19 protein-coding genes are annotated in these 20,574 nt (G+C 75.3%); 7 read left to right on the top strand and 12 right to left on the bottom strand.

Annotated features, from left to right (window positions below):
* Positions 1 to 3 precede the first annotated feature (3 nt).
* The 3 genes from Sya03_RS09545 to Sya03_RS09535 form a co-directional block, all read right to left on the bottom strand.
* A complete protein-coding gene (locus tag Sya03_RS09545) occupies positions 4 to 1,467 on the bottom strand; it encodes a glycosyltransferase 87 family protein (protein WP_239107262.1) in 1,464 nt (487 codons plus the stop codon).
* A 122-nt stretch (positions 1,468 to 1,589) separates the two neighbouring features.
* A complete protein-coding gene (locus Sya03_RS09540; protein WP_203937856.1) occupies positions 1,590 to 2,132 on the bottom strand; it encodes a DoxX family protein in 543 nt (180 codons plus the stop codon).
* Positions 2,133 to 2,140: 8 nt separating this feature from the next.
* On the bottom strand, positions 2,141 to 3,424 hold the full coding sequence (locus Sya03_RS09535) for an RNA-guided endonuclease InsQ/TnpB family protein (RefSeq protein WP_203937855.1): 1,284 nt from the start codon (positions 3,422 to 3,424) through the stop codon (positions 2,141 to 2,143).
* Between the two features lie 34 nt (positions 3,425 to 3,458).
* On the opposite strand from Sya03_RS09535, the gene Sya03_RS09530 reads away from it, so the two are divergent.
* Positions 3,459 to 3,992, top strand: coding sequence for a GNAT family N-acetyltransferase (locus Sya03_RS09530; RefSeq protein ID WP_203937854.1), 534 nt, complete (start codon positions 3,459 to 3,461; stop codon positions 3,990 to 3,992).
* Here the strand turns inward: Sya03_RS09530 and Sya03_RS09525 are convergent.
* Both Sya03_RS09525 and Sya03_RS09520 read right to left on the bottom strand, forming a co-directional pair.
* On the bottom strand, positions 3,989 to 5,188 hold the full coding sequence (locus tag Sya03_RS09525; RefSeq protein WP_203937853.1) for an ATP-binding protein: 1,200 nt from the start codon (positions 5,186 to 5,188) through the stop codon (positions 3,989 to 3,991). The genes Sya03_RS09530 and Sya03_RS09525 overlap by 4 nt on opposite strands.
* A gap of 103 nt (positions 5,189 to 5,291) precedes the next feature.
* Positions 5,292 to 5,921 (bottom strand): LppU/SCO3897 family protein, encoded by a 630-nt coding sequence (locus Sya03_RS09520; protein WP_203937852.1) that lies wholly within the window; start codon positions 5,919 to 5,921, stop codon positions 5,292 to 5,294.
* A 165-nt stretch (positions 5,922 to 6,086) separates the two neighbouring features.
* On the opposite strand from Sya03_RS09520, the gene Sya03_RS09515 reads away from it, so the two are divergent.
* Entirely contained in the window at positions 6,087 to 6,683 is a 597-nt protein-coding gene (locus Sya03_RS09515; RefSeq protein ID WP_203937851.1) for a prepilin peptidase, read from the top strand.
* Here Sya03_RS09515 and Sya03_RS09510 read toward each other — a convergent pair.
* From Sya03_RS09510 to Sya03_RS09490, 5 genes are all read right to left on the bottom strand, one after another.
* Entirely contained in the window at positions 6,680 to 9,904 is a 3,225-nt protein-coding gene (locus tag Sya03_RS09510; RefSeq protein WP_203937850.1) for a UvrD-helicase domain-containing protein, read from the bottom strand. The genes Sya03_RS09515 and Sya03_RS09510 overlap by 4 nt on opposite strands.
* Positions 9,905 to 10,024: 120 nt before the next feature.
* Complete coding sequence (locus Sya03_RS09505) at positions 10,025 to 11,365, bottom strand: metallophosphoesterase (RefSeq protein ID WP_370871921.1); 1,341 nt, start codon at positions 11,363 to 11,365, stop codon at positions 10,025 to 10,027.
* A 5-nt stretch (positions 11,366 to 11,370) separates the two neighbouring features.
* On the bottom strand, positions 11,371 to 11,619 hold the full coding sequence (locus Sya03_RS09500; protein ID WP_203937873.1) for a MoaD/ThiS family protein: 249 nt from the start codon (positions 11,617 to 11,619) through the stop codon (positions 11,371 to 11,373).
* Complete coding sequence (moaA, locus tag Sya03_RS09495) at positions 11,616 to 12,632, bottom strand: GTP 3',8-cyclase MoaA (RefSeq protein ID WP_203937849.1); 1,017 nt, start codon at positions 12,630 to 12,632, stop codon at positions 11,616 to 11,618. The genes Sya03_RS09500 and moaA overlap by 4 nt, the downstream gene beginning before the upstream one ends.
* Positions 12,629 to 13,501, bottom strand: coding sequence for a fructosamine kinase family protein (locus Sya03_RS09490; protein ID WP_203937848.1), 873 nt, complete (start codon positions 13,499 to 13,501; stop codon positions 12,629 to 12,631). The genes moaA and Sya03_RS09490 overlap by 4 nt, the downstream gene beginning before the upstream one ends.
* A gap of 55 nt (positions 13,502 to 13,556) precedes the next feature.
* Between Sya03_RS09490 and Sya03_RS09485 the strand changes: the two genes are divergently transcribed.
* Together Sya03_RS09485 and Sya03_RS30900 are read left to right on the top strand one after the other, a co-directional pair.
* A complete protein-coding gene (locus Sya03_RS09485) occupies positions 13,557 to 14,060 on the top strand; it encodes a GNAT family N-acetyltransferase (protein ID WP_203937847.1) in 504 nt (167 codons plus the stop codon).
* Between the two features lie 87 nt (positions 14,061 to 14,147).
* Positions 14,148 to 15,518 (top strand): DUF4192 domain-containing protein, encoded by a 1,371-nt coding sequence (locus tag Sya03_RS30900; protein WP_239107259.1) that lies wholly within the window; start codon positions 14,148 to 14,150, stop codon positions 15,516 to 15,518.
* Here Sya03_RS30900 and fdhD read toward each other — a convergent pair.
* A complete protein-coding gene (gene fdhD / locus Sya03_RS09475; protein WP_203937846.1) occupies positions 15,505 to 16,335 on the bottom strand; it encodes a formate dehydrogenase accessory sulfurtransferase FdhD in 831 nt (276 codons plus the stop codon). The genes Sya03_RS30900 and fdhD overlap by 14 nt on opposite strands.
* Positions 16,336 to 16,488: 153 nt before the next feature.
* Here fdhD and mobA point away from each other — a divergent pair, with 153 nt between their 5' ends.
* The 3 genes from mobA to Sya03_RS09460 all read left to right on the top strand — a co-directional run bounded on the left by mobA (position 16,489) and on the right by Sya03_RS09460 (position 18,704).
* The gene (gene mobA / locus Sya03_RS09470; RefSeq protein WP_203937845.1) at positions 16,489 to 17,088 is read left to right on the top strand and encodes a molybdenum cofactor guanylyltransferase; all 600 of its coding nucleotides are present in this window, start codon (positions 16,489 to 16,491) and stop codon (positions 17,086 to 17,088) included.
* Positions 17,089 to 17,321: 233 nt separating this feature from the next.
* Positions 17,322 to 17,555 carry a DUF6457 domain-containing protein gene (locus tag Sya03_RS09465; protein ID WP_203937871.1) on the top strand — a complete coding sequence of 78 codons (234 nt, stop codon included), beginning with the start codon at positions 17,322 to 17,324 and terminating at the stop codon, positions 17,553 to 17,555.
* A gap of 60 nt (positions 17,556 to 17,615) precedes the next feature.
* Entirely contained in the window at positions 17,616 to 18,704 is a 1,089-nt protein-coding gene (locus tag Sya03_RS09460) for a T3SS (YopN, CesT) and YbjN peptide-binding chaperone 1 (protein WP_203937844.1), read from the top strand.
* Here the strand turns inward: Sya03_RS09460 and Sya03_RS09455 are convergent.
* Positions 18,701 to 20,533 carry a beta-propeller domain-containing protein gene (locus Sya03_RS09455; RefSeq protein WP_239107257.1) on the bottom strand — a complete coding sequence of 611 codons (1,833 nt, stop codon included), beginning with the start codon at positions 20,531 to 20,533 and terminating at the stop codon, positions 18,701 to 18,703. The genes Sya03_RS09460 and Sya03_RS09455 overlap by 4 nt on opposite strands.
* Positions 20,534 to 20,574 lie beyond the last annotated feature (41 nt).

Raw genomic sequence — 20,574 nt, 5'->3', positions numbered from 1 at the left:
GGGTCAGCGGCGCGGGCGGCGCTTCTGCCGGGGCGCGATCCACGGCTTCGGGCGGAACGCCGGCTCGGCGCCCGGGCGCCACGGCAGCGCGGTGACCAGCACGATCAGCAGCAGGGCCAGCGAATTCTCCATCAGCACGCCCCACGCCCCGTCGGCGTAGTGCGACGTCTGCGGCAGGGTGTGCTGGTACGGCCACAGCGGCGAGACCACGATCAGCGCGTACACGGCGACGGCGGCGGCCGCGTGCCGGGCGCCGGTGAACCGGGGGAACCAGATCGGCGCGCGCATGCCGCCGAGCCCGGCCTGGCCGGCGGCGCCCAGGCGGCGCAGCGGCAGCCGGGCGGCGTCGCGGCGGCGCAGGGCCGCGTCGCCGAGGATGAGCACCGCGGGCAGCAGGAACACCAGGTGGTGCGTCCAGGAGACGGGACTGACCAGGTTCGCGGTGAGCCCGACCAGGGTGAACGCGGCCAGCTCGTCGCCCTCGCCGTGCGCCGCCTTGGCCCGGGTGAGCCCGACGGTGAGCAGCACCAGCGAGAACGTCAGCCAGATGAGCGTGGGCGCCTCGGTCGAGTCGAACAGGCGGGCCAGCAGGCCCGCGAGCGACTGGTTGGGCGTGGTGTCGGCGTTGCCGACGCGTTCGGTGTTCCACAGCACGTCGCCGAAGTAGGCCAGCGACGTGCCGGGCGCGAGCAGGAACGCCAGCGACGTGACCGCCGCGGCGGTGGCGATGGCGGTGCGGGCGGCCCGCCACTGCCGCGTGACCAGCAGGTAGACGATGAACAGCGCGGGCGTGAGCTTGATCGCCGCGGCGAGGCCGATGCCGACGCCCGCCCAGCCGCCGCCGCGCCAGAAGTCGCCCCACGCCCCGAAGCCGCCTCGCCACAGGAACCGGAAGCCGGGGCTGTCACGCCAGGCGGCGCCCCCGCGGGCCGCGGCGCGGGCCCGCCGCCGCAGGGCCACCAGGTCGGCGACGACCAGGCCGGTGAGCAGCAGGTTGACCTGGCCGTAGCCGAGGCTCTCGCGGACCGGCTCGGTGCACAGGGCCAGCGGCAGCGCGAACGCCACCGCCCACCGCCGCGACCAGCCGTACCGCCCGGCGATCGGGGCGAGCAGCGCCGACAGCACCAGCCACAGCGCGGCCACGCTGGCGAGCAGGTTGATCCACCCGGCGACGGTGGCGGTCAGGAACGCGATCGGCAGCATCACGATCGCCGCGAACGGCGGGTAGGTGAAGCCGAGCCCGGAGACGGGCGCCGCGTACCGGTAGAGGTCCTCGCCGTCCACCCAGTGGCGCAGGGCGCCCAGGTAGATCTTCATGTCGAAGAAGTGGTAGCCGCGGCCGAAGGCGCGCACCGCCAGCCAGCCGGCCACGAACAGCACCAGCAGCAGCCCCGCGCGCCGCACGGCGCGACGGTCGACGGCAGCCCGCACACGGTCGACGACTCCGGTGCGTGTGCGTGCCGTCATCGTCCGCATTCCTCCCCGTCAGCCTGGCCGGGTGCCACCTTAGAAGACGCGCGCACCTGCCACGACCTCAACGCCGGTGACCCTGCCAGGGACACCGGCGCCGGGGAACCGATCAACGACCGTCAGCCGGGCAGCCGGCGGGCCATCGCCGCCGACGCGGCGGCGATCTTCGCCTCGCGGCGGGCCGTCCTCACGGCCCGCTTCACGCCGCGCTGGCGGCGGTCGACGAAGTGCTCCGCCCGGTACCGCAGCCCCGGCCGGCCCTCGGTGTCGGCCGCGGCGAGCAGCAGCCCGCCGAGCAGGCCGAGATTCTTGACGAACTGGTTCTGGTGCACGGTGCGCTCCGGGCCGCTGAACTCCCAGAAGCGGTGCCCGGCGAGCGTGGTCGGCACCAGCGAGGCGGCCAGCGCCAGCGCGGCGGGCCGGGTCGCGCGGCCGGTGGCCAGCAGCAGCCCGGCGCCGAGCTGGACCGCGCCGTTGAGGCGCACCAGCGTGGCGGTGTCGGTCGGGATGCGGGGGTCGGTGCGCTCCAGCAGCGGCGTGACCCGGTCGGTGACGGGCTTGGCCCGGTCGACCATGGGGGCCGGGTTGGCGAGGGCGCGGGCGCCGCTCGCGACGAACACGGCGCTGAGGAGGGCTCGGGCTGCACTGCGGACCGGCTTCATGGTTCCGGTTATACCCGCCAAACCGTTTCCGCACCCTCCACACTGGCGTAGGTTCCGCCTCTTGACATCCTCCCCGCCCTGACGGACGAGGATCCCTCGGTCGCCCCAGGGCCTTCCTGCTTCACCGCCGGTCGCCGCCTCCGGGATGACTCCCGATGGGGTCTTGCACCGGCTCCACAGGCCGTCACCGCCAGTCCGGCGGCCAGGATGTCGCGGGCCGCATTGACGTCGCGATCGTGGGTGGCGCCGCACCGGCACGCCCACGACCGCACGGTCAGCGGCATCGTGTCGGCGACCGCCCCGCACCCGGAGCACACCTTGCTGGACGGATACCAGCGGTCGATCACGACGAGGTCCCGGCCGTACCAGCCGGCTTTGTACTCCAGCATGGTGCGCAGGTCACGCCAGGCCGCGTCACTGATGGCCCGGGCCAGGCGGTGGTTGGTGACCATCGTTCGCACGTTGAGATCCTCGATGACGAGCGTTTGGTTCTCACGCACGAGTCGAGTGGTCAGCTGGTGCAGGGCGTCGCGCCGCCGGTCGGCGATCCGGCCATGGATGCGGGCGACCCTCAGTGCGGCCTTCGCCCGGTTCCTGCTGTCGCCGCCCTTCTGCTTGCGGGCCAGTTGCCGCTGCGCCCTGGCCAGCTTCGCCCGGTCGGCCCGCTCGTGCCGGGGGTTGGCGACCTTCTCTCCGGTCGACAGGGTGGCCAGATGCTCGAGACCGACATCAATGCCGACCACACCCCCGGTGGCCGGCAGGGCGGCGATGGTGTCGTCGCAGAGCAGTGACATGAACCAGCGACCCGCGCTGTCGCGCGACACCGTCACCGTGGACGGCGTCGCACCGTCCGGCAGCGGCCTGGACCAGACGATGTCCAGCGGGCCGGCCAGCTTGGCGAGCGTCAGGGTTCCGTCGCGGTAGCGGAACGCCGACGGCGTGAACTCGGCCGACGCGCGCGACTTCTTCCTGCTCTTGAACCGCGGGTAGCGGGCCCGGCGGCTCCAGAACGCCGTGAACGCGTCCTGCAGGTGCCGCAGCGTCTGCTGCAACGGCACGCTGGAGACCTCATTGAGGAACGCCAGCGCGTCCGTCTTCTTCCACGCCGTCAGCAACGCCGACGTCGCGTTGTAGGTGACCCGCTCCTGCCGCCGATACCACGCCTCGCTCCGCGCGGCCAGGGCCAGGTTGTAAACCTTGCGCACACACCCGAACGTGCGGTTCAGCAGGTCCGCCTGCTCCGGGGTCGGATAGAAACGGAACTTGAACGCCCGTTTCACCGTCCCGGCCACCCTCACACCCTAGCGACCACGGGGAAGGATCTCGATGAAGACGTTGACCGTACGGGCCGAGCGGCCCGGCGACGCGCCGGGTGTGCGCCGCCTCCTGGCGCACGCCTTCGCGGACTCCGGCGGGGCCGAGGTCCGCCTCGTCGACGCGCTGCGGGTGCATCCCGCCTGGCTGCCGGACCTGTCCGTGGTGGCCGAGGACGACCAGGTCGTCGCGGACGGCGGCGGGCTCGTCGTCGGTCATGCCCTGCTCAGCCGCATCCTCGCGGGCGGGACGCCGGCGCTCGCGCTGGGGCCGGTGGCGGTGCTGCCGGACCGCCAGCGCCAGGGCATCGGGACGGCCGTCGTCCGGCACGCGCTGGAGCGGGCCGCGGCCGCCGACGAGTCGCTCGTGCTGGTGCTCGGCGACCCGGCGTACTACGGGCGGTTCGGGTTCCGGCCGGCGCTGCCGATGGGGCTGACCGGCGCGTGGGACGCCTTCGGCGACGCCTGGCAGGCGCTCGTGCTGCCGGGCGCCCAGGAGCCGGCCCCGGGCGAGGTGGTGCACCCCGAGCCCTGGCACGACCTCTAGGGCTGGGTGCGCAGGTACCGGCCGAAGTGCGGCACGGTGAACGCCACCGTGCCGCGTTCGCCCGAGTAGATCAGCCCCTTCTTGATGAGGGCGTCGCGGGCGGGGGAGAGGCTGGCCGGCTTGCGGGCCAGCGCGCGGGCGATGTCGGCGGTCGGCACCGCCGCGTCCATGTCGCCCGCGTCGCCGGTGTGCAGGCTCGCCATCGTGCGCATGTACTCGCGCTCGGCGGGGGTGGCGCGCTCGTAGCGGGAGCCGAAGAAGCCGACCGCCAGCTCCGCCTCCGCCTCGGGGGCGGCGACCCGCACGTCGGCGGGGGTGACGGGCGACTGCGGGGCGTGGTCCCAGGTCGCCTTGCCGTACGCCTGGACGAAGTACGGGTAGCCGCCGGACTTCTCGTACAGCAGGTCGAGGGCCTTGGGTTCGTACTCCACGTCCTCGCGGGCGGCGGGCGCGCACAGGGCGAGGTCGGCGGCGATCCGGTCGAGGCGGTCGATGCGCTGGTAGCGGAACAGCCGCTCGGAGTACGACTTGGCGGCCGACAGCACGGCGGGCAGGTGCGGCAGCCCGGCCCCGACGACGATGAGCGGGGCGCCGAGCTGCGACAGCTCGTGGCAGGCGGCGCACAGCGCGGACACGTCGGCGGGCCCGAGGTCCTGCATCTCGTCGATGAACAGGGCGATGCCGGTGCCGACGTCGGTGGCGAGCGAGGCGGCGTCGGTGAACAGCTCGACGAGGTCGATCTCGATGTCGCCGGTGTCGGCCCGCCCGGCCGCGGCGGGCACGTCGATGCCGGGCTGCCAGCGGTCGCGCAGCTTGGCCGTCTCGGTGCCGCGCAGCGCGAACGCCTTGAGCACGCCGAGCACCTCGTCGATGCGGTCGGGGTTGCGGTGCCGGGGCGCGAGCTCGCGGATGGCCATGTGCAGGGCGGCGGACAGGGGCCGGCGCAGTGACTGGTCGGGTCGCGCCTCGATCTTGCCGGTGCCCCACAGCTTGCCGATGGCCTGCGAGCGCAGCGTGTTGAGCAGGACGGTCTTGCCGACGCCGCGCAGGCCGGTGAGGACGAGGCTGCGCTCGGGGCGGCCCCGGGCGACGCGTTCGAGCACGACGTCGAAGGCGTCCAGCTCGCGGCTGCGCCCGGCCAGCTCCGGGGGCCGCTGGCCGGCGCCGGGTGCGTACGGGTTCCGTACCGGATCCACGGATAGCACCGTATCGGCGTGTCTAGCGCGATCGCTAGAACGCGGCCGCCGGTATGTTGCTCTACGACTCTCTAGCGATTTCGTAAGACAGCCCGAGAGGGCGCTACTTGCCGCGCAGGCACAGCACGAAGTCGAGCGCGTCCAGCTCGCTGTCGTAGAAGTACCAGTTCGTGTAGCCGGTCACCGCGGCGCACTTCTTCTGCGCGTCCGGCTCGCCCGTCGTCGCCCCGTCCACCCGCTTGAGCACCTCGAACGTGCCCTCGCCGCACGGCGCGATCGTCATCTGCGGCACGTCCTCGGAGCCCTCGTTGCGCACGCACTGGCCCGCCGTGACGAACCGGGCGTCCGTCTCGTCGCTGGGCGCCGCCGACGGCACCGCGCTCGACGGGGCCGGCTGCGGCTTCGCCACCGGCTCGTCCCCGCCGCCGGCGAGGAGCCACCACGCGACCCCGCCGCCGATCACCACGAGGACGCCCAGCACGACCACCAGCACCACGATCGCGGTGCCGGGGCCCCGGCGGCGCGGCGGGGCGGGCGGCGGCGTCCAGCCGGTCCCCGACTGCGAGCGGTCGAAGCCGTAGCTCGGCTCGAAGCCCGTGGCCGGCGAGCCCGGTGCGGGCGTGGCCGGCCAGGTGGGGTGCCCGCTCCACGGGTCGGCGGGCTCGGTGTACGGCTCGTCCGGATCGCGGCCCGGCTGCGGCGACGGGCCGGGATACGGTCCGCTCTGCGACATGTCCAGACCTCTCCCTGGTCGGTGCTGAGAGCCACCGTAGCGTGACGCACCGGCCGTCCCGCTCCCGGAACCGCGTCCGCCACCCGCTGTACCGCATTCGGGGGCCTCTGAAGTGTCGGTTCTCCGACCCGGCGCGGGCGGTGCACGCCGCTAGCGTCCCGGTCCGTGGTCATCATCCTGTGCTGCGCGGCGCTCGGCGCCGCCGTGGGGTCCGTCCGGTCCGGGCCGCCGCGCGTCCGGGTAGGCCCCTGGGCCGCCGTGGGCGCGGCGGCCGGCGCCGCCGCCGGGGCGGTCGCCGGGCCCGGCCCCGAGCTGCTCGCGTTCCTGGCCGTGGCGCTGCTCGGGGTGCCCCTGGCCCGCACCGACCTGGCGACGCTGCGCCTGCCCGACCCGCTGGTCGGCGCGCTGCTCGCCGCGGTCGCCGCCGCGCTGTGGGCCGCCGCCGTCCTCACCGGCGACCCGGGGCGGCTCGGCCGGGCCGCGCTCGCCGGGGCCCTCTGCCTGGCGCTGCACCTGGCCGCCGCGCTGCTGCCGGGCGCGCCGCTCGGCATGGGCGACGTGAAGCTGGCCGGGGTGCTGGGCCTGCTGCTCGGCTGGCTGGGCTGGCCCGCCGTGTGGCTCGGGCTGGCGCTGCCGCACCTGCTCAACGGCCCGGTCGCGGCCGGCCTGCTGCTCACCCGGCGCGCCGGGCGGCGCACCGCCCTGCCGTTCGGGCCGGCGCTGCTCGGCGGGTTCTTCGTGGCGGCGCTGTGGGCGCGCTAGAGCAGCCGCAGCTGCCGGTCGCGCGGCCGCGACGGCACCGTGTCGCCCATCCGCTCGAACAGCCCCGCGTCGATCGCGTCCAGGAACGGCGTCGGGCTCTGCTCCCGCTCGGAGCCGTGCCGGAAGCGGCGGGCCGCGTGGCTGACGTACAGCCGGTCCTGCGCCCGGGTCAGGCCCACGAAGAACAGCCGGCGCTCCTCGGCGACCGCCTCCTCCGCCGGGGTGGTGCCCGGCCAGCGCAGCGGCAGCAGCCCGTCCTCGCAGCCCACCAGGAACACCACGGGGAACTCGAGGCCCTTCGCGGCGTGCAGGGTCAGCAGCGTCACCGCCTCGGCGCGCGGGTCCAGCGCGTCCACCTCGGCGCCCGTGGCGATCTGCAGCAGGAAGGCGGGCAGGTCGTCGCCGCAGCGCTGGGCCAGCGGCATCAGCAGGTCCGACGCCGCCCAGACGTCCTCCGGGGTCAGGGCCGGGCCGTCGAGCGTCGGAGCCGCGTACCGCTGCGCCAGCACCTGCGCGGTCAGCCGCACCCGCGCGGCCAGCGAGCCACCCAGGCCGTCGGCGTGCCGCAGCTCGCGGGCGATCGCGCCCACGCCGGGGCGGTCGCGCAGCCGGTCGTGCGAGCGCTTCTGCACGGGCACGCCCGCCCGGAACAGCGCGTCGACGATCGCGGCGGCCTGCGCGTCCGTGCGGTACAGCACCGCCACGTCGGAGAACGACACCTGGCCGGTGACGTGCCGGCCGTCGACCCGGCCGCTGTCCAGCGAGCGGTGCGACAGGCCGCCGACCAGCTCGTCGATCGTGCGCACCACGAAGTCGGCCTCGTCGGCGGACGACGCCGCGTGGTAGCGGCCGACCAGCGGCGCCTCCGGGTCGAGCCGGGCCGGGTCGAGGCGGCGGCCGCGCACCAGCGACGACGGCGCGATCGCCTGCACCGCGGCGGCCAGGATCGGCGCCGACGAGCGGTAGTTGCGGGTCAGCCGCACCAGGCGGGCGTCCGTGAAGTCCTGCGAGAAGCGCAGGAAGTAGCCGACGTCGGCGCCGCGGAACGAGTAGATCGCCTGGTCCGGGTCGCCGATCGCGCACAGGTTGCCGTTCGGCGGGCTCAGCAGGCGCAGCAGCCGGTACTGCGCGTCGTCCACGTCCTGGTACTCGTCGACGAAGATCCACCGCCACCGGTCGCGGTAGCGCGCGACCAGCTCGGCGTCGTCCTCCAGCAGCGCCAGCGGCAGCGTGACCAGCTCGTCCAGGTCCACCAGGTCCTGCTGGCGCAGCAGCTTCGCGTACGCGGCGTCGTCGGTGCCGGCCGCCTCCCGGGCGGCGGCGCGCTCGGCGTCGTCGGCGATCCGGAACCCGGGCGCCAGCCCGGCCGCCTTCGCGTTGTCGCGCAGGATCGACAGGCCCAGCGAGTGGAACGTCGACACCGTGATGTCCTCGGCGTCCTTCGCCCCGAGCAGCCCGTCGAGGCGGTGCCGCAGCTCCTCGGCGGCGCGGCGGGTGAACGTGATCGCCAGGCAGTGCGCGGGCGGCACGAACAGCTCGGCGCACAGGTAGGCGATCCGGTGGGTCAGCGTGCGGGTCTTGCCGGTGCCCGGGCCCGCCACGATGAGCAGCGGCCCGCCCGGCGCGGACGCGGCCACCCGCTGCATCGCGTCGAGCCGGTCGAGCAGGCCGGTGCCGACCTCCTCCATGCCGGACAGCATCGGCTCGAACGGCTCGTGCGGCGACACCGGCTGCGCCAGCGGCGGGGGAGCGGACACCCGCGGCACGGTGGCGCGGCCGATCGCGGGCGGGCCCACGGCCGACGGCCCCGACGGGGCGACCCGGCGCGGCGGCGCCGCCTTGACCGGGGCCGCCTTGACCGGCTCGGACGCCGGGCGCTGCTGCGGCACCGGCAGGTCGAACAGCGCCTCCTCCTGCGGGGCGTTGCCCTTGCGGCGCAGCTCGCCCGGCTCGAAGACGGTGATGACCCCGTACTCGCCGTCGTAGCCGGGCACCCGGCGCACCTCGCCCGCCCGCAGCCGGCGCACCGCCTCGCCGAGCAGCTCGCCGCCGGCCTGCTTCACCGCGTCCAGCGGGATCGTGCGCAGGATGTCCAGCTCGGGGCCGAGCGCGGCGACGAGGTGGTTGAGCTGCCCCTCGACGGTCTTCGACTTCGGGCCGACGCCGTTGACCTCGCCGAGCAGCTCGGCCAGCTGGATGAGGTGGGTGACCCCCGGCCCCGGCCGCACGTGGCCCGCGGGCCGGTCGGCCAGGTCCTCGACCCGGCTCAGCACGCCCACGGTCAGCGGCTTGCCGCACTCCGGGCACCGGCCGCCGGCCGCCCGGGTCCGCGCGGGCTCCCAGTTCACGCCGCACGCCCGGTGGCCGTCGGCGTGGTACTTGCCCTCCTCGGGGAAGAACTCGATCGTGCCCGCCAGGCCGTCGCCGGTGCGCAGCGCGTCGCGGACGCCCGCGTAGCTCAGCTCGGCGTCGAACAGCGTCGCCTCGCGCGCCAGCGCAGCCGGGGAGTGGGCGTCCGAGTTGGACACCAGGCGATAACCGTCCAGACCGGACACCCGCCAGTTCATCTCCGGGTCCGACGACAGGCCCGTCTCCACCGCGAAGATGTGGTCGGCCAGGTCGGCGTAGCACTCCGAGATCGCGTCGAAGCCCGACTTCGAGCCCAGCGCCGAGAACCACGGCGTCCAGATGTGCGCCGGCACCAGGTAGCCGTCCGGGCTCGCCTCGAGCGTGATCTCCAGCAGGTCGCGCGAGTCCAGGCCCAGGATCGGGCGGCCGTCCGCGGTGAGGTTGCCGATCCGGCCCAGCGCCGTGGTGAACCGGGCCGCCGCCGCCAGGTCCGGCAGGTAGATCAGGTGGTGCACCTTGCGGGTGCGGTCGTCGCGCTTGTAGATCGTCGAGATCTCCACGCTGAGCATGAACCGCGCCGCCGGGGTGTCGGCCAGCCGGGCCGGCAGCCGCTCCTGCACCGCGCGCTCGGCGTCCGCGCTCAGCCGGTACAGGCCCGGCTCCGCCTCGTGCAGGTTCTCCCGCAGGTGGTCGAACCACGCGGGGTGGGTGAAGTCGCCCGTGCCCAGCAGCGCGATGCCCTTCCGGCGCGCCCACCAGGCCAGGTTCGGCAGCGTCAGGTCGCGGCTGCACGCGCGCGAATACCGGGAGTGGATGTGCAGGTCCGCCACGTACGCGTCCGAGGGCCGGGACGATGCGGAGAACGGGGGCACGCCGCATCCTGTCACGGCGACGCCCGACGATGCGCGCCGCCACGCGCACGGGTGGCCTTGCGCTCTCCCTCACACCACATGTGGGTGACGTCCGGGCGCCACCCCACAACAGCTACGGGTTCAGGGGGCGCGCAGCTCCAGCAGCGACACCTGCGGCGGGGCGCCGACGCGCACCGGCGGACCCCAGAAACCCGCGCCGTTCGTCACGTACACCGGCACGCCGTCGACCGTGCCGTACCCCGACACGACCGGCTGCTCCAGCTTGACCAGCAGGTTGAACGGCACCATCTGCCCGCCGTGGGTGTGGCCGGACACCTGCAGGTCGACGCCGTACTCCGCGGCCGACCGGGCCTGCACCGGCTGGTGCGCCATCAGCACCACCGGCCGCGACGGGTCCCGGCCGGCGAACGTCGTCGGGAAGTCCGGCCCGTCGCCGAACTCCTCGCCGCCGATGTCGTTGACGCCGGCCAGGTCGAGGGCGCCGCCGCGGACGAGCAGCTCCTCGCGCTCGTTGCGCAGCACCCGGATGCCGAGCCGCTGCACCTCCTCGATCCACGGCAGGTGCCCCGAGTAGTACTCGTGGTTGCCGGTGACGAAGAACGTGCCGTGCCGGGCCTGGATGCGCCCCAGCGGCGCGGCCGACGCGCCCAGCTCCTCCACGGTGCCGTCGACGAGGTCGCCGACGATCGCCACCACGTCCGCGTCCACCGAGTTGATCAGGTCGGTGATCCGCTGGGCGTGGTTCGCGGGCACCAGCGGCCCGAGGTGGATGTCGGACACGACGGCGATGCGGGTGCCGTCCATCGCGCGCGGCAGCTTCGCCATCGGCACCTGGAACCGGTCGAGCTGCGGCGGGCCGAGCGCGGTGCGCACCCCGTAGCCGACGGCTCCGGCGGCGGTGAGGCCGGCGAAGATCGCCGCCCCCCGCGCGAGCAGCAGCCGCCGCGAGGCGTCGTGCGCGGGGTCGGTCCCCGTCCCGGCGCCGTCGCCGGGCGGGTCGCCGGCCTTGGTGGCCACGTCGCCCTTGGTGGCCACGCCGCCGGCCGGGCCCGGCGGTTCCGCCTGCGCCGCGACCGCCTGCTGCGCCGCCGGTTCCGCCTGCACCGCGCCGTCGGCCTGCGCCGGGGTGGCGGTCACCCCCGCGGGGGTACGCCGGCGGCGGGCGCGCCACCACAGCAGGAGCGCCGCGCGCGGAACCTCCAGCACCGCCAGCACGACGAGCAGGTAGAACATCAGCGCGAGCCACAGGAAGCCCGGCCAGGCCAGCCACTGCACCGAGCCCTCGCGCACCAGGACGAGCGTGGTCGGCGCCAGCAGCGCGAGCAGCACCGCGGCGACCGCCCCGGCCCGGCGCGGCCAGCCCTCCGGCAGGGTGTCGCGGACCAGGCGCTTGTACAGGTACCAGTGGATGAGCCCGACGACGATCGCCAGCGTGGCGGCGAACCCCATGACCAACAACACCCTTCTCAGCCTCCCGCGAACGGCGGCAGCACGTCCACGGTGACGCCCGGTGCCAGCACCGCCCGGCGATCATGGCAGGCGACGCCGTCGACGAGGAAACTGGCGGCGGCCAGCACCTTGGCCAGCCCCGGGCCGTGCCGGTCGGCGAGGGCGGCGGCCAGGTCGTCGAGGCACACCCCGGCCGGCACGGTCTCGTCGGCGACGCCGGCCGCGGCGCGGGCCCCGGCGAAGTAGCGGACGGTCAGCACGGTCAGCCGCCGATGGCGGACATCGGCCGCGCGGGCTGCAGGAACGTGGGGTCGTCGATGCCGTGCCCGGCGCGCTTGCCGAGCGTGGCCGCCCGCCACCGGTCCGCCACCTCGTCGTCGGTGGCGCCGCCGCGCAGGGCCGCGCGCAGGTCGGACTCCTCCGTGGCGAACAGGCAGTTGCGCACCTGGCCGTCCGCGGTGAGCCGGGTGCGGTCGCAGCCGCCGCAGAACGGGCGGGTCACGCTGCCGATCACGCCGACCCGGGCGGGCTCGCCGGCCGCGTCGGCGTACCCGGGCACCACCCACGTCTCGGCGGGCGCCGCGCCCCGCTCCACCGGGTCCGGCCGCAGGTCGAACGGGGCCAGGGCGGCGAGGATCTCGTCCGCGGTGACCATCGACGCGCGGTCCCACCCGTGCTGGGCGTCCAGCGGCATCTGCTCGATGAAGCGCAGCTGGTAGCCGTGCTCCAGCGCGAACCGCAGCAGCGCGGGCGCCTCGTCGTCGTTCACCCCGCGCATCAGCACCGCGTTGATCTTCACCGGGGTCAGTCCGGCCGCCACCGCCCCGCGCAGCCCGGCCAGCACGTCCGCGTGCCGGTCCCGGCGGGTGAGCTGCGCGAACCGCTCCGGCGACAGGGTGTCCAGCGAGACGTTGACCCGGTCGAGGCCGGCGTCGCGCAGGGCGGGTGCCAGCCGTTCCAGGCCCAGGCCGTTCGTGGTGAGCGACAGCCGGGGCCGCGGGCGCAGCGCCGCCGCGGCCGCCACGATCGCGGTCAGGCCCGGCCGCACCAGCGGCTCACCCCCGGTGAACCGGACCTCCGTCACGCCGAGCAGCTCCACCGCCACCCGGATCAGCCGGGAGATCTCCGCGTCGGTGAGCACGTCCTGCCGCGGCAGCCACGCCAGCCCCTCGGCGGGCATGCAGTAGGTGCAGCGCAGATTGCACCGGTCGGTCAGCGACACCCGCAGGTCGGTGGCCGTGCGTCCGTACCGGTCGACGAGGCCTGCGTTGATGCTCACCCTCCCAGGCTAGCCGCGGCGGAGCGCACCGCGGCGGCCCACGACCCGCCGAACGCCGCGGCGTGCACCAGCAGCAGGTGCAGCTGGTGCAGCGGCACCCGGTCGCGCCACCCGTCGCCGAGCGGCCACACCTCGTCGTACGCGGCGACGATCCGGTCCAGGTGCGGCGCCCCGCCGAACAGGGCCAGCTGCGCCAGGTCGGTCTCCCGGTGCCCGCCGTGCGCGGCCGGGTCCACCAGCCACGCCCGGCCGTCGGCGCCCCACAGCACGTTGCCCGGCCACAGGTCGCCGTGCAGGCGCGCGGGCGGCTCGTCGTACCCCTCGATCGTCGCGACGACGCGCTCGACGGCCGCGACGTCGGCTGCGGACAGCGCCCCGGAGTCGGCGGCCGACCGCAGGTACGGCAGCAGGCGGCGCTCCGCGAACCAGGGCGCCCACGGGCCCGTGACCTGCGAGTTGTCCTGCGGCAGCGGCCCGATGAACCCCGGCCACGGCGCCCCGAACGCCGCCGCGCCGGCCCGGTGGGTGGCCGCCAGCTCGCGCCCGAACCGCTCCGCGGCCGCCGCGGTCGGCTCGCCCGCGTCGAGCCACTCCAGCGCCAGCAGCGCGGGCAGCTCGGCCACCACCTCGGGTACGGGCGCCCCGCCGGCCTCGCCCAGCCACCGCAGCCCCGCGGCCTCCGCCGCGAAGAACCCCGGCGGCGCCTCCCCGCCGCGGAACGTCTTCGCGAACAGGGAAGCGCCGTCGTCCAGGGTCAGCCGGGACGCGGCGCACACGTCGCCGCCCGGCACCGGCGTCTCCCGGATGCGCTGATGGGTCAGAAATGTCGGGAGGTGCTGCGGGTGCGCGCGAAGGTACCCGAGGTCCACGGACCTATCTTCCACTTCCGCTCACACGGGGCGCATTTGCCGTCACCATGAAGCCATGAGTCCCGTCACCGTGCGTTCGTACCGCCCGAGCGACCACAGCGCGGGGCGCCGCCTGTGGGCCGAACTCACCCGCAGCCACGCGACCATGTACGAGGCCCCCGAGTCCGCCGACGACGGCGCCGGCTTCGAGGAGTACCTCACCCGGCTCGACCTGGCCGGCATGTGGGTCGCCGAACACCCCGACGACGGCGTCATCGGCCTCGTCGGCCTCATCATGCGCGACCGCGCCGGCGAGGTGGAACCCGTCGTCGTCGACCCCGCCCACCGCGGCCGCGGCGTCGGCCGGGCCCTGCTGCAGCACGTCGCCCACCAGGCCTCCAAGCGCAGCTTCGTGTCCCTGACCATCTCGCCCGAGTCCCGCAACGTCGAAGCCATCCGCTGCCTGCACGCCGCCGGCTACGACGTCGTCTCCTCCATCCAGCTCACCCTCGACCTGGAACGCCACGCCCACCAGTGGCGCGACAGCATGCAACTGCACGAACTGCAGTTCCGCGCCTGACCTGCGGTTACGCTCACGGCCCTGTGGACGACGGCGTGTCGTCCACAGGGCCGTTTCGGTGGTGTGCGGGGGACCAGGCTCGTGGGCATGAGCGTGCTGACCCTTCGCGGCCCGGCCGACATCGTCGCCGCCGTGCCGTACCTGATCGGCTTCCACCCCCGCGACAGCATCGTCGTGGTCGCCGTCCACGCCGGCCAGGTCGTCTTCGCCTGCCGGCTCGACGTCCCACCCCGGGATGCGCTGGCCGCCGACACCGCCCACATCGCCGCCGTCGTGGCCCACCACCGCCCGTCGGAGGCGGCCGTCCTGGGGTACGGGACTCCCGCCACCGTCGGCCCGGCGCTGGGGGCGGTATCTGCCGCGCTCGCGGCCCACGGCATCGACGTGCGGCCGGTGCTGCGGGTGCTCGACGGGCGGTGGTGGTTCCACGGCGACTCCTCGGCCGGCCGCTTGTGCGAGGCGGCGGGGGCGGTGGCCGCGGCGGCGACCTTTGCGGGGCATGTGGCGCTGCCGGACCGGGAGGCTTTGGTGGCCCAGGTCGCGGCGGTGACCGGGGAGGCGCGGGCGGCGATGGGGCGGTGCACGGAGGCGGCTCGGCGGCGGCTGGAGGCGCTGGCGGGGGCGGCGATAGTGGCTTCGGCTGCTCCCGGCGCGGTCGCGTCGTCGTCCGCGGGCTCCGCGCCGCCTGCCACCCCCTTCCCGCCGTCTCCCGCCAGCTCTACGCCGTCTCCCGTCAGCTCTACGCCGTCTCCCGCGGGCACTACCTCGTCTTCCGCCGGCTCCGCGCCGCCTCCCGATGGCGCCACTTCGTCTTCCGCCGGCTCCGCGCCGCCTTCCAGCGGCGGCTCGACTTCGTCCCCCGCCGGCTGCCAACCACCTCCCGCCGGCGGCACGGTGCGGTCTCCCGCCGGTGCCGGCGCGTCCTCTTCCGTGGGTGGCCCCGCGTCGTCTGCCGGTGCCGGCTCGGCGTCGTCTCCCGGCGGCGCCCTGCCTTCTCCTCCCACCCACCGGCAAGGGGCCGATGCCGGTGGCGGGCGGATCGGGGTGGCGCGGGCGGCGGTGCTGCGGGCCGGGCGGGCGGCGGTCACCGCCGCGCTGCGGCGGGCCGAGGCCGGTGGGCGGCTCACCGACGACGAGGCCGCGTGGCTCGGCGTCCTGCTGGCCCACGTGCCGGTGCGCGACCTCGCCTGGCAGGCCGTCGGCCAGGAACCATGGCAGGTGCCGCTCTGGACCGACCTGACCCGCCGCGTCGAGCCGCGCTGGGTGCCCGCCCCCGCGTGTCTGCTGGCGTTCGCCGCCTGGCGCACCGGCCAGGGCGCGCTCGCCGCCGTCGCGGTGGAGCGGGCGCTCGCCGAGGACCCCGGCTACAGCATGGCGGTCCTGCTCGACGACATCCTGCGCTTCGGGCTGCCGCCGTCGGCCGTCGACGGCTGGCCCGCGCCGGTCAGTCCCGGGTGATCCGGTCGGGACGGGTGTACACGTTCATCGTGCGCCCGCGGAGGAAGCCGACCAGCGTCATCCCGGCCTCGTCGGCCAGCTCGGCGGCGAGGGTGCTCGGCGCCGACACGGCCGCCAGGACGGGCAGCCCGGCCATCCACGCCTTCTGCGTCAGCTCGAAACTGGCCCGCCCCGACACCAGCAGCACGTGCCCGGTCAGCGGCAGCCGCCGTTCCCGCAACGCCCACCCGACCACCTTGTCGACGGCGTTGTGCCGGCCGACGTCCTCCCGCAGCACGACCAGCCGCCCACCGCCGTCGAACAGCCCGGCCGCGTGCAGCCCGCCCGTCTTGTCGAAGGTGCGCTGCGCGCGGCGCAGGGCTTCCGGCATGCCCGCCAGCGTCGCGGCGGGCACGGTGAGCGGGTCGCTCCCGGGGTCGTACGCCGAGCGGGTGCGCACCGCGTCGATGCTGGCCTTGCCGCACACCCCGCACGAACTGGTCGTGTAGAAGTTGCGGCTCGGATCCGTCTCGGGCGGCGGCACACCGTCGGCGAGCGTCACGTCCACGACGTTGTACGTGTTCGGCGTCTCCGCGCCCGCGCACAGCATGGCGGTGCGCACGTCGTCGGGGCCGCGGATCACGCCCTCGGTGCACAGGAACCCGAGCGCCAGGTCGACGTCGTGACCGGGGGTGCGCATCGTGACGGCCAGCGGCTCCTTGCCGACCCGCACCTCGAGCGGCTCCTCGGCGGCCAGCTCGTCGGGCCGCCGCCGCCCGCCGTCGGGGGCGTCGAGATCGATCCGCAGCACACCGCGCCGCCCGGTCACCCGTCCCATGCACCAAACGTAGTGACCGCCCGGCTTCTCCGCCGGTCGAGCGACCGTCAAGCCGTCGAGCAGCGTCCCGGCCCGGGACGCGTGGCCGACCTGTTCGGGGTGTGGGGTTGCCGTGCGGAGTCGGCTGCTTGCGGCGCGGGATACGGTACGTGCGTGGCGGGATTCGCAGCGGTGGTGCTTGCCGGCGGCGCGGCACGGCGCATGGGGGGCGCGGACAAGCCTGCCCTCCCGGTCGCCGGGCAGTCGATGCTCAGCCGTGTGCTCGCGGCCGTCGGTGACGCGGAGCCCCGTGTCGTCGTGGGGCCGGTGCCGCCTGACCTGCCCGTACCCGTGCAGAGCACCCGCGAGAAGCCGGCCGGCGGCGGCCCGGTGGCCGCGACCGCCGCGGGCCTGGCGCTGGTGCCGGAGGACGTGGCGCTGATCGCGTTGCTGGCGGCGGACCTGCCGCTGCTGACCGGCGAGGCCGTCGACGTGCTGCGCCTGACGGTGGAGGGTGCCCCGATGGACGGCGCCGTGTACCGCGACACCGACGGCCGGCGGCAGATGCTGTGCGGGGTGTGGCGGGCGCCGGCGCTGCGGCGGGCGGTCGAGCACGTCAAGGCGGCCCGGGGAACGCTGGACGGGGCGTCGGCGCGCGAGTTGTTCGAGGCGCTGCACGTGGCGGAGGTGTCGTGGCGCCGGCCCGGCCCGCCGCCGTGGTTCGACTGCGACACCGACGACGACCTGCGCACCGCCGAGGAATGGGCCCGATGACGACCCCCGCCGCCGCGGCCGCGGAAGGCGGCGAGCGGGAGGACCGGATTGCCGGCACCGACCCGACCGCCGGCACCGAGGCAGGACCGGGCAGCGACGCGGCGGCCGGCACCGACCCGGCAGGCGGCACCAACGCGGGACCCGGCACCAACACGGAACCGGGCAGCGACCCGGCCGCCGGCACCGAACCTGCCGCGCCCAGCGGCGGCGCCGCCCGGGGCTGGCCCGACGGGATGCCCGAGTGGGTCGCCGCCGCCTGTGCCGAACTAGGCCTCGACCCCGCTGACGTGCCCGTTCCCCTCGTGCTCGACCTGGCCCGCGACGTGGCCCGCGGGGTGTTGCGCCCGGGTGCGCCCGTCACGGCGTACCTGCTCGGGGTCGCCGTCGGGCGGGGCGCTGACCCGCAGGCGGCCGGCGGCCGGCTGACGGAGCTGGCGTTGGCCTGGGATCCGCCCGCGGCGGGTTAGGCGCTGCCTGCCGCACAGCCCAGCCGGTGGATAGGGTGTGGCTGACGGACGGAGGCGATCATGACGGCAGACGAGTCCGCGGCGGCGGCGCCGGGTGGTGGCGCGCAGGACGCGGTGCTGCTCGACGAGCCCACGACCGCGGATCTGCGCGCGAAGGTGACCGATGCGTGGCGGGAGTTCGCGGCGGCGCTCGCCGCGTTGCTGCCCACGTTGCCGGAGGGGGCGCACGTCGATCTGACGCTCGACCCGACGGCGTCGGGGACCGGGGACGCGGTGTACTCGGTGTCGTTGAAGATTGGCGAGGGGCGTTCGGTGGACGCGCTGGCCGTCGGCAACGCGGCGCTGCCCGAGGGGTTCCGGATGGACCGGGCGGCGGTGGCGGACCTGGTGGCGCTGGGCTGGTCGCCGCCGGGGGTGGTGCCGGGGTCGGGTGACTCGTTCGGGCTGCGGACGACCGTCGACAACGCGCAGCGGACGGCGGCGCTGGTGGCGCGCACGCTGCGCGACGTGTACGGGGCGCCGCACCCCGCGTTCCTCGTGTACCTGGTGCACGACGAGGAGGACGAGCCGATCGACACGGCCCCGCTGGGGACGGCGCGGCACGAGCCGATGCTCGAGGTCGACCTGGATTCGCTGGGTGTCGACGGGACGCTGTCGGCGGCGCTGGCGAACGCCGCGGAGGAGATCCCGCTGGACGAGCGGGTGCGCGCGGTGGTGGCGACGATGTCGAAGACGACAGTCGACCAGTTGCAGGTGGACGGCGACGGCGACGTGGGCATCCGGGCCGGGTCGGCGATGGTGTTCGTGCGGGTGCGCGACAACCCGCCGCTGGTGGACGTGTTCTCGCCGATCCTGACCGAGGTGGAGCCGACGGAGCAGCTGTACGTGAAGCTGTCGGAGCTGACGAACCGGATGCCGATCGGCCGGTTGTACTGCACGGGCGACACGGTGTGGGCGTCGATCCCGGTGTTCGGGCGCAACTTCCAGGCGACGCACCTGATGCTCGCCGTGCAGGTCATGACGGGGCTCGCGGACGAGCTGGACGACCGCCTGCACGGCGAGTTCGGCGGGAAGCGGTTCTTCGGCGAGGGTGACAAGCCGCCCGCGCCGCAGAAGGACGACGCGCACCGCACCGGCATGTACCTCTAGTACGCCAGCCAGGCCAGCCGGTCGAGGCCGGCCAGGTCGTTGGCCTGGATGCCGTGGTCGGACACGGTCCACAGCACGTCGCCGACGACGAGGGTGCGGCGGATCGCCGGGTCGGAGTCGCCGAGGGTGCCGGGGTGGGTGATCTCCCCGGCCTTGGTGAGGCCGTCGGGGCCGACGCGCAGGGCCAGCGCGGTGCTGCGGCTGGCGGTCTCGGTGTACTGGTGGACGGGCACGACGAGCAGGCTGGTGGCGGGCCACCACAGCACGGCGTGCGGGTTCCACTCGGCCTCGGAGGAGGCGTCGCGGACGCGGTGCTGGGCGAGCCGGGCCGGGCGGGCCGGGTCGGCGACGTCGAACAGGGACACCTGGGCGCCGAGCTGGCCGCCGCGTTCGTCGGCGTCCTGGCCGATGCCGACGAGGCGGTCGTCGCCGATGGGTTGCAGGTGGGCGGAGTAGCCGGGGATCTTCAGTTCGCCGGTGACCCGGGGCCGGGCGGGGTCGCGCAGGTCGAGGGCGTACAGCGGGTCGGTCTGGCGGAACGTGACGACGTAGCCGCGGTCGCCGAGGAACCGGACGGCGTGGATCTGTTCGGTCTTGCCGAGGCCGCCGACGCTGCCGACCTTGCGCAACGATCCGCCGTCGAGGCGCAGCACGGTCACCCGTGACTCGCTGTCGTCGCCCCAGCCGGTGGTGGTGGCGGCGCGCAGGTGGCCGTCGTGCTCGCTGAGCGCGTACTGGTTGATGAGCCGGCCGGGGACGCGGCCGGCGGAGCGGTACTCGGCGCGGGGGCCGGTGATGTCGAAGCGGAACAGGTCGGTGTCGGTGGACCAGCCGCCCGACCGCCGCCAGCCGCGCCAGCTCTCGTCGTGGGCGACGTACAGGCTGGTGGTGGTGCCGTAGACGGTGTCGCCGTCGGCGGCGAGGGTGACGGGGGCGCCGTCGCCGAGGTCGGCGGCGAGGTCGAACGTGAGCACGGTGACGAGCGAGCCGCCGGAGAACACGGGCGGGGTGCGCACGGCGTCGCAGGGCACGCGCCCGGTACGGTCGCCGGCGCGGTAGCGCGGCAGCCAGGCGTCGATCGGCGCGGTGCCGATGGCCTTGCGGTGGGCGGCGATGCGCTCGCGGTCGCCGGCGGAGTCGGGCACGTCGCGGGTGGGGATGCGGGGCACGCTGCGCACGACGACGCGGGCGGTGGTGCCGGTCATCCGGCCGTCGACCAGGGACGCGTCGATCGAGTAGCTGCCGGTGACGCGCGGCTGCCCGGTGAGGTCGATCTGGAGCACCTTGGTCGTGCCGCGGCCGGCGATGCGGCTGCTGACGGCCGGCCCGTCGAACGCGGCGCCGCCGCCGTAGGTGGTGGCGAGCACGAGTGCCCGGTCGCCGGCGAGCAGCAGGTCGGCCTGGGCGTCGCCGATGCCGAGGTCGAGCTCGGCGGTCTGGCGGCGGCTCGCGGTGTCGACGACGCGCAGCACGCCGCGGTCGGTGACGAGGATGCGGCGGCCGTCGGTCTTCACCATGTCGGGCTCGTCGGCGCCGGCCTCGTGGTTGTTGGTGCGGGAGTAGCCGGACGGCGCCGGCCCGGCCCGCATGGCGCGCCCGCCGACGGCGTCGGCCGAGGCGGCCTCGGGGATGCCGATGTCGTAGCCCCCGCCGTCGAAGCCCCACGGGCCGACGCTCTCCTGGGCGGCCTTGCGCAGCTCCTCGGTCAGCCGGCGGCAGTCCGGCTCGTAGCTGACCAGGCGGATCGCGGGCGCGTCCCGCCCGGCGGGCTCCGGCGCGGTGGGGTCGGGAGTGGGTGCGGCGGTGCAGCCGGTGGCGAGCACCAGCACGGCGAGAGGCGCTACGAGCGGGCGGCTAGGCATGGTGCGTG

The sequence above is a fragment of the Spirilliplanes yamanashiensis genome (genome assembly GCF_016863475.1).
Taxonomy (GTDB): domain Bacteria; phylum Actinomycetota; class Actinomycetes; order Mycobacteriales; family Micromonosporaceae; genus Spirilliplanes; species Spirilliplanes yamanashiensis.
Note: the sequence above shows the minus strand (reverse complement) of the source record. Positions and strands in the feature narration are given on the sequence as shown.

Coding starts and splice junctions, on each gene's coding strand:
- Sya03_RS09545 (WP_239107262.1), bottom strand. CDS start 1,467: ATGACGGCACGCACACGCACCGGAGTCGTCGACCGTGTGCGGGCTGCC.
- Sya03_RS09540 (WP_203937856.1), bottom strand. CDS start 2,132: ATGAAGCCGGTCCGCAGTGCAGCCCGAGCCCTCCTCAGCGCCGTGTTC.
- Sya03_RS09530 (WP_203937854.1), top strand. CDS start 3,459: ATGAAGACGTTGACCGTACGGGCCGAGCGGCCCGGCGACGCGCCGGGT.
- Sya03_RS09520 (WP_203937852.1), bottom strand. CDS start 5,921: ATGTCGCAGAGCGGACCGTATCCCGGCCCGTCGCCGCAGCCGGGCCGC.
- Sya03_RS09485 (WP_203937847.1), top strand. CDS start 13,557: ATGAGTCCCGTCACCGTGCGTTCGTACCGCCCGAGCGACCACAGCGCG.
- Sya03_RS30900 (WP_239107259.1), top strand. CDS start 14,148: ATGAGCGTGCTGACCCTTCGCGGCCCGGCCGACATCGTCGCCGCCGTG.
- fdhD (WP_203937846.1), bottom strand. CDS start 16,335: ATGGGACGGGTGACCGGGCGGCGCGGTGTGCTGCGGATCGATCTCGAC.
- Sya03_RS09465 (WP_203937871.1), top strand. CDS start 17,322: ATGCCCGAGTGGGTCGCCGCCGCCTGTGCCGAACTAGGCCTCGACCCC.
- Sya03_RS09460 (WP_203937844.1), top strand. CDS start 17,616: ATGACGGCAGACGAGTCCGCGGCGGCGGCGCCGGGTGGTGGCGCGCAG.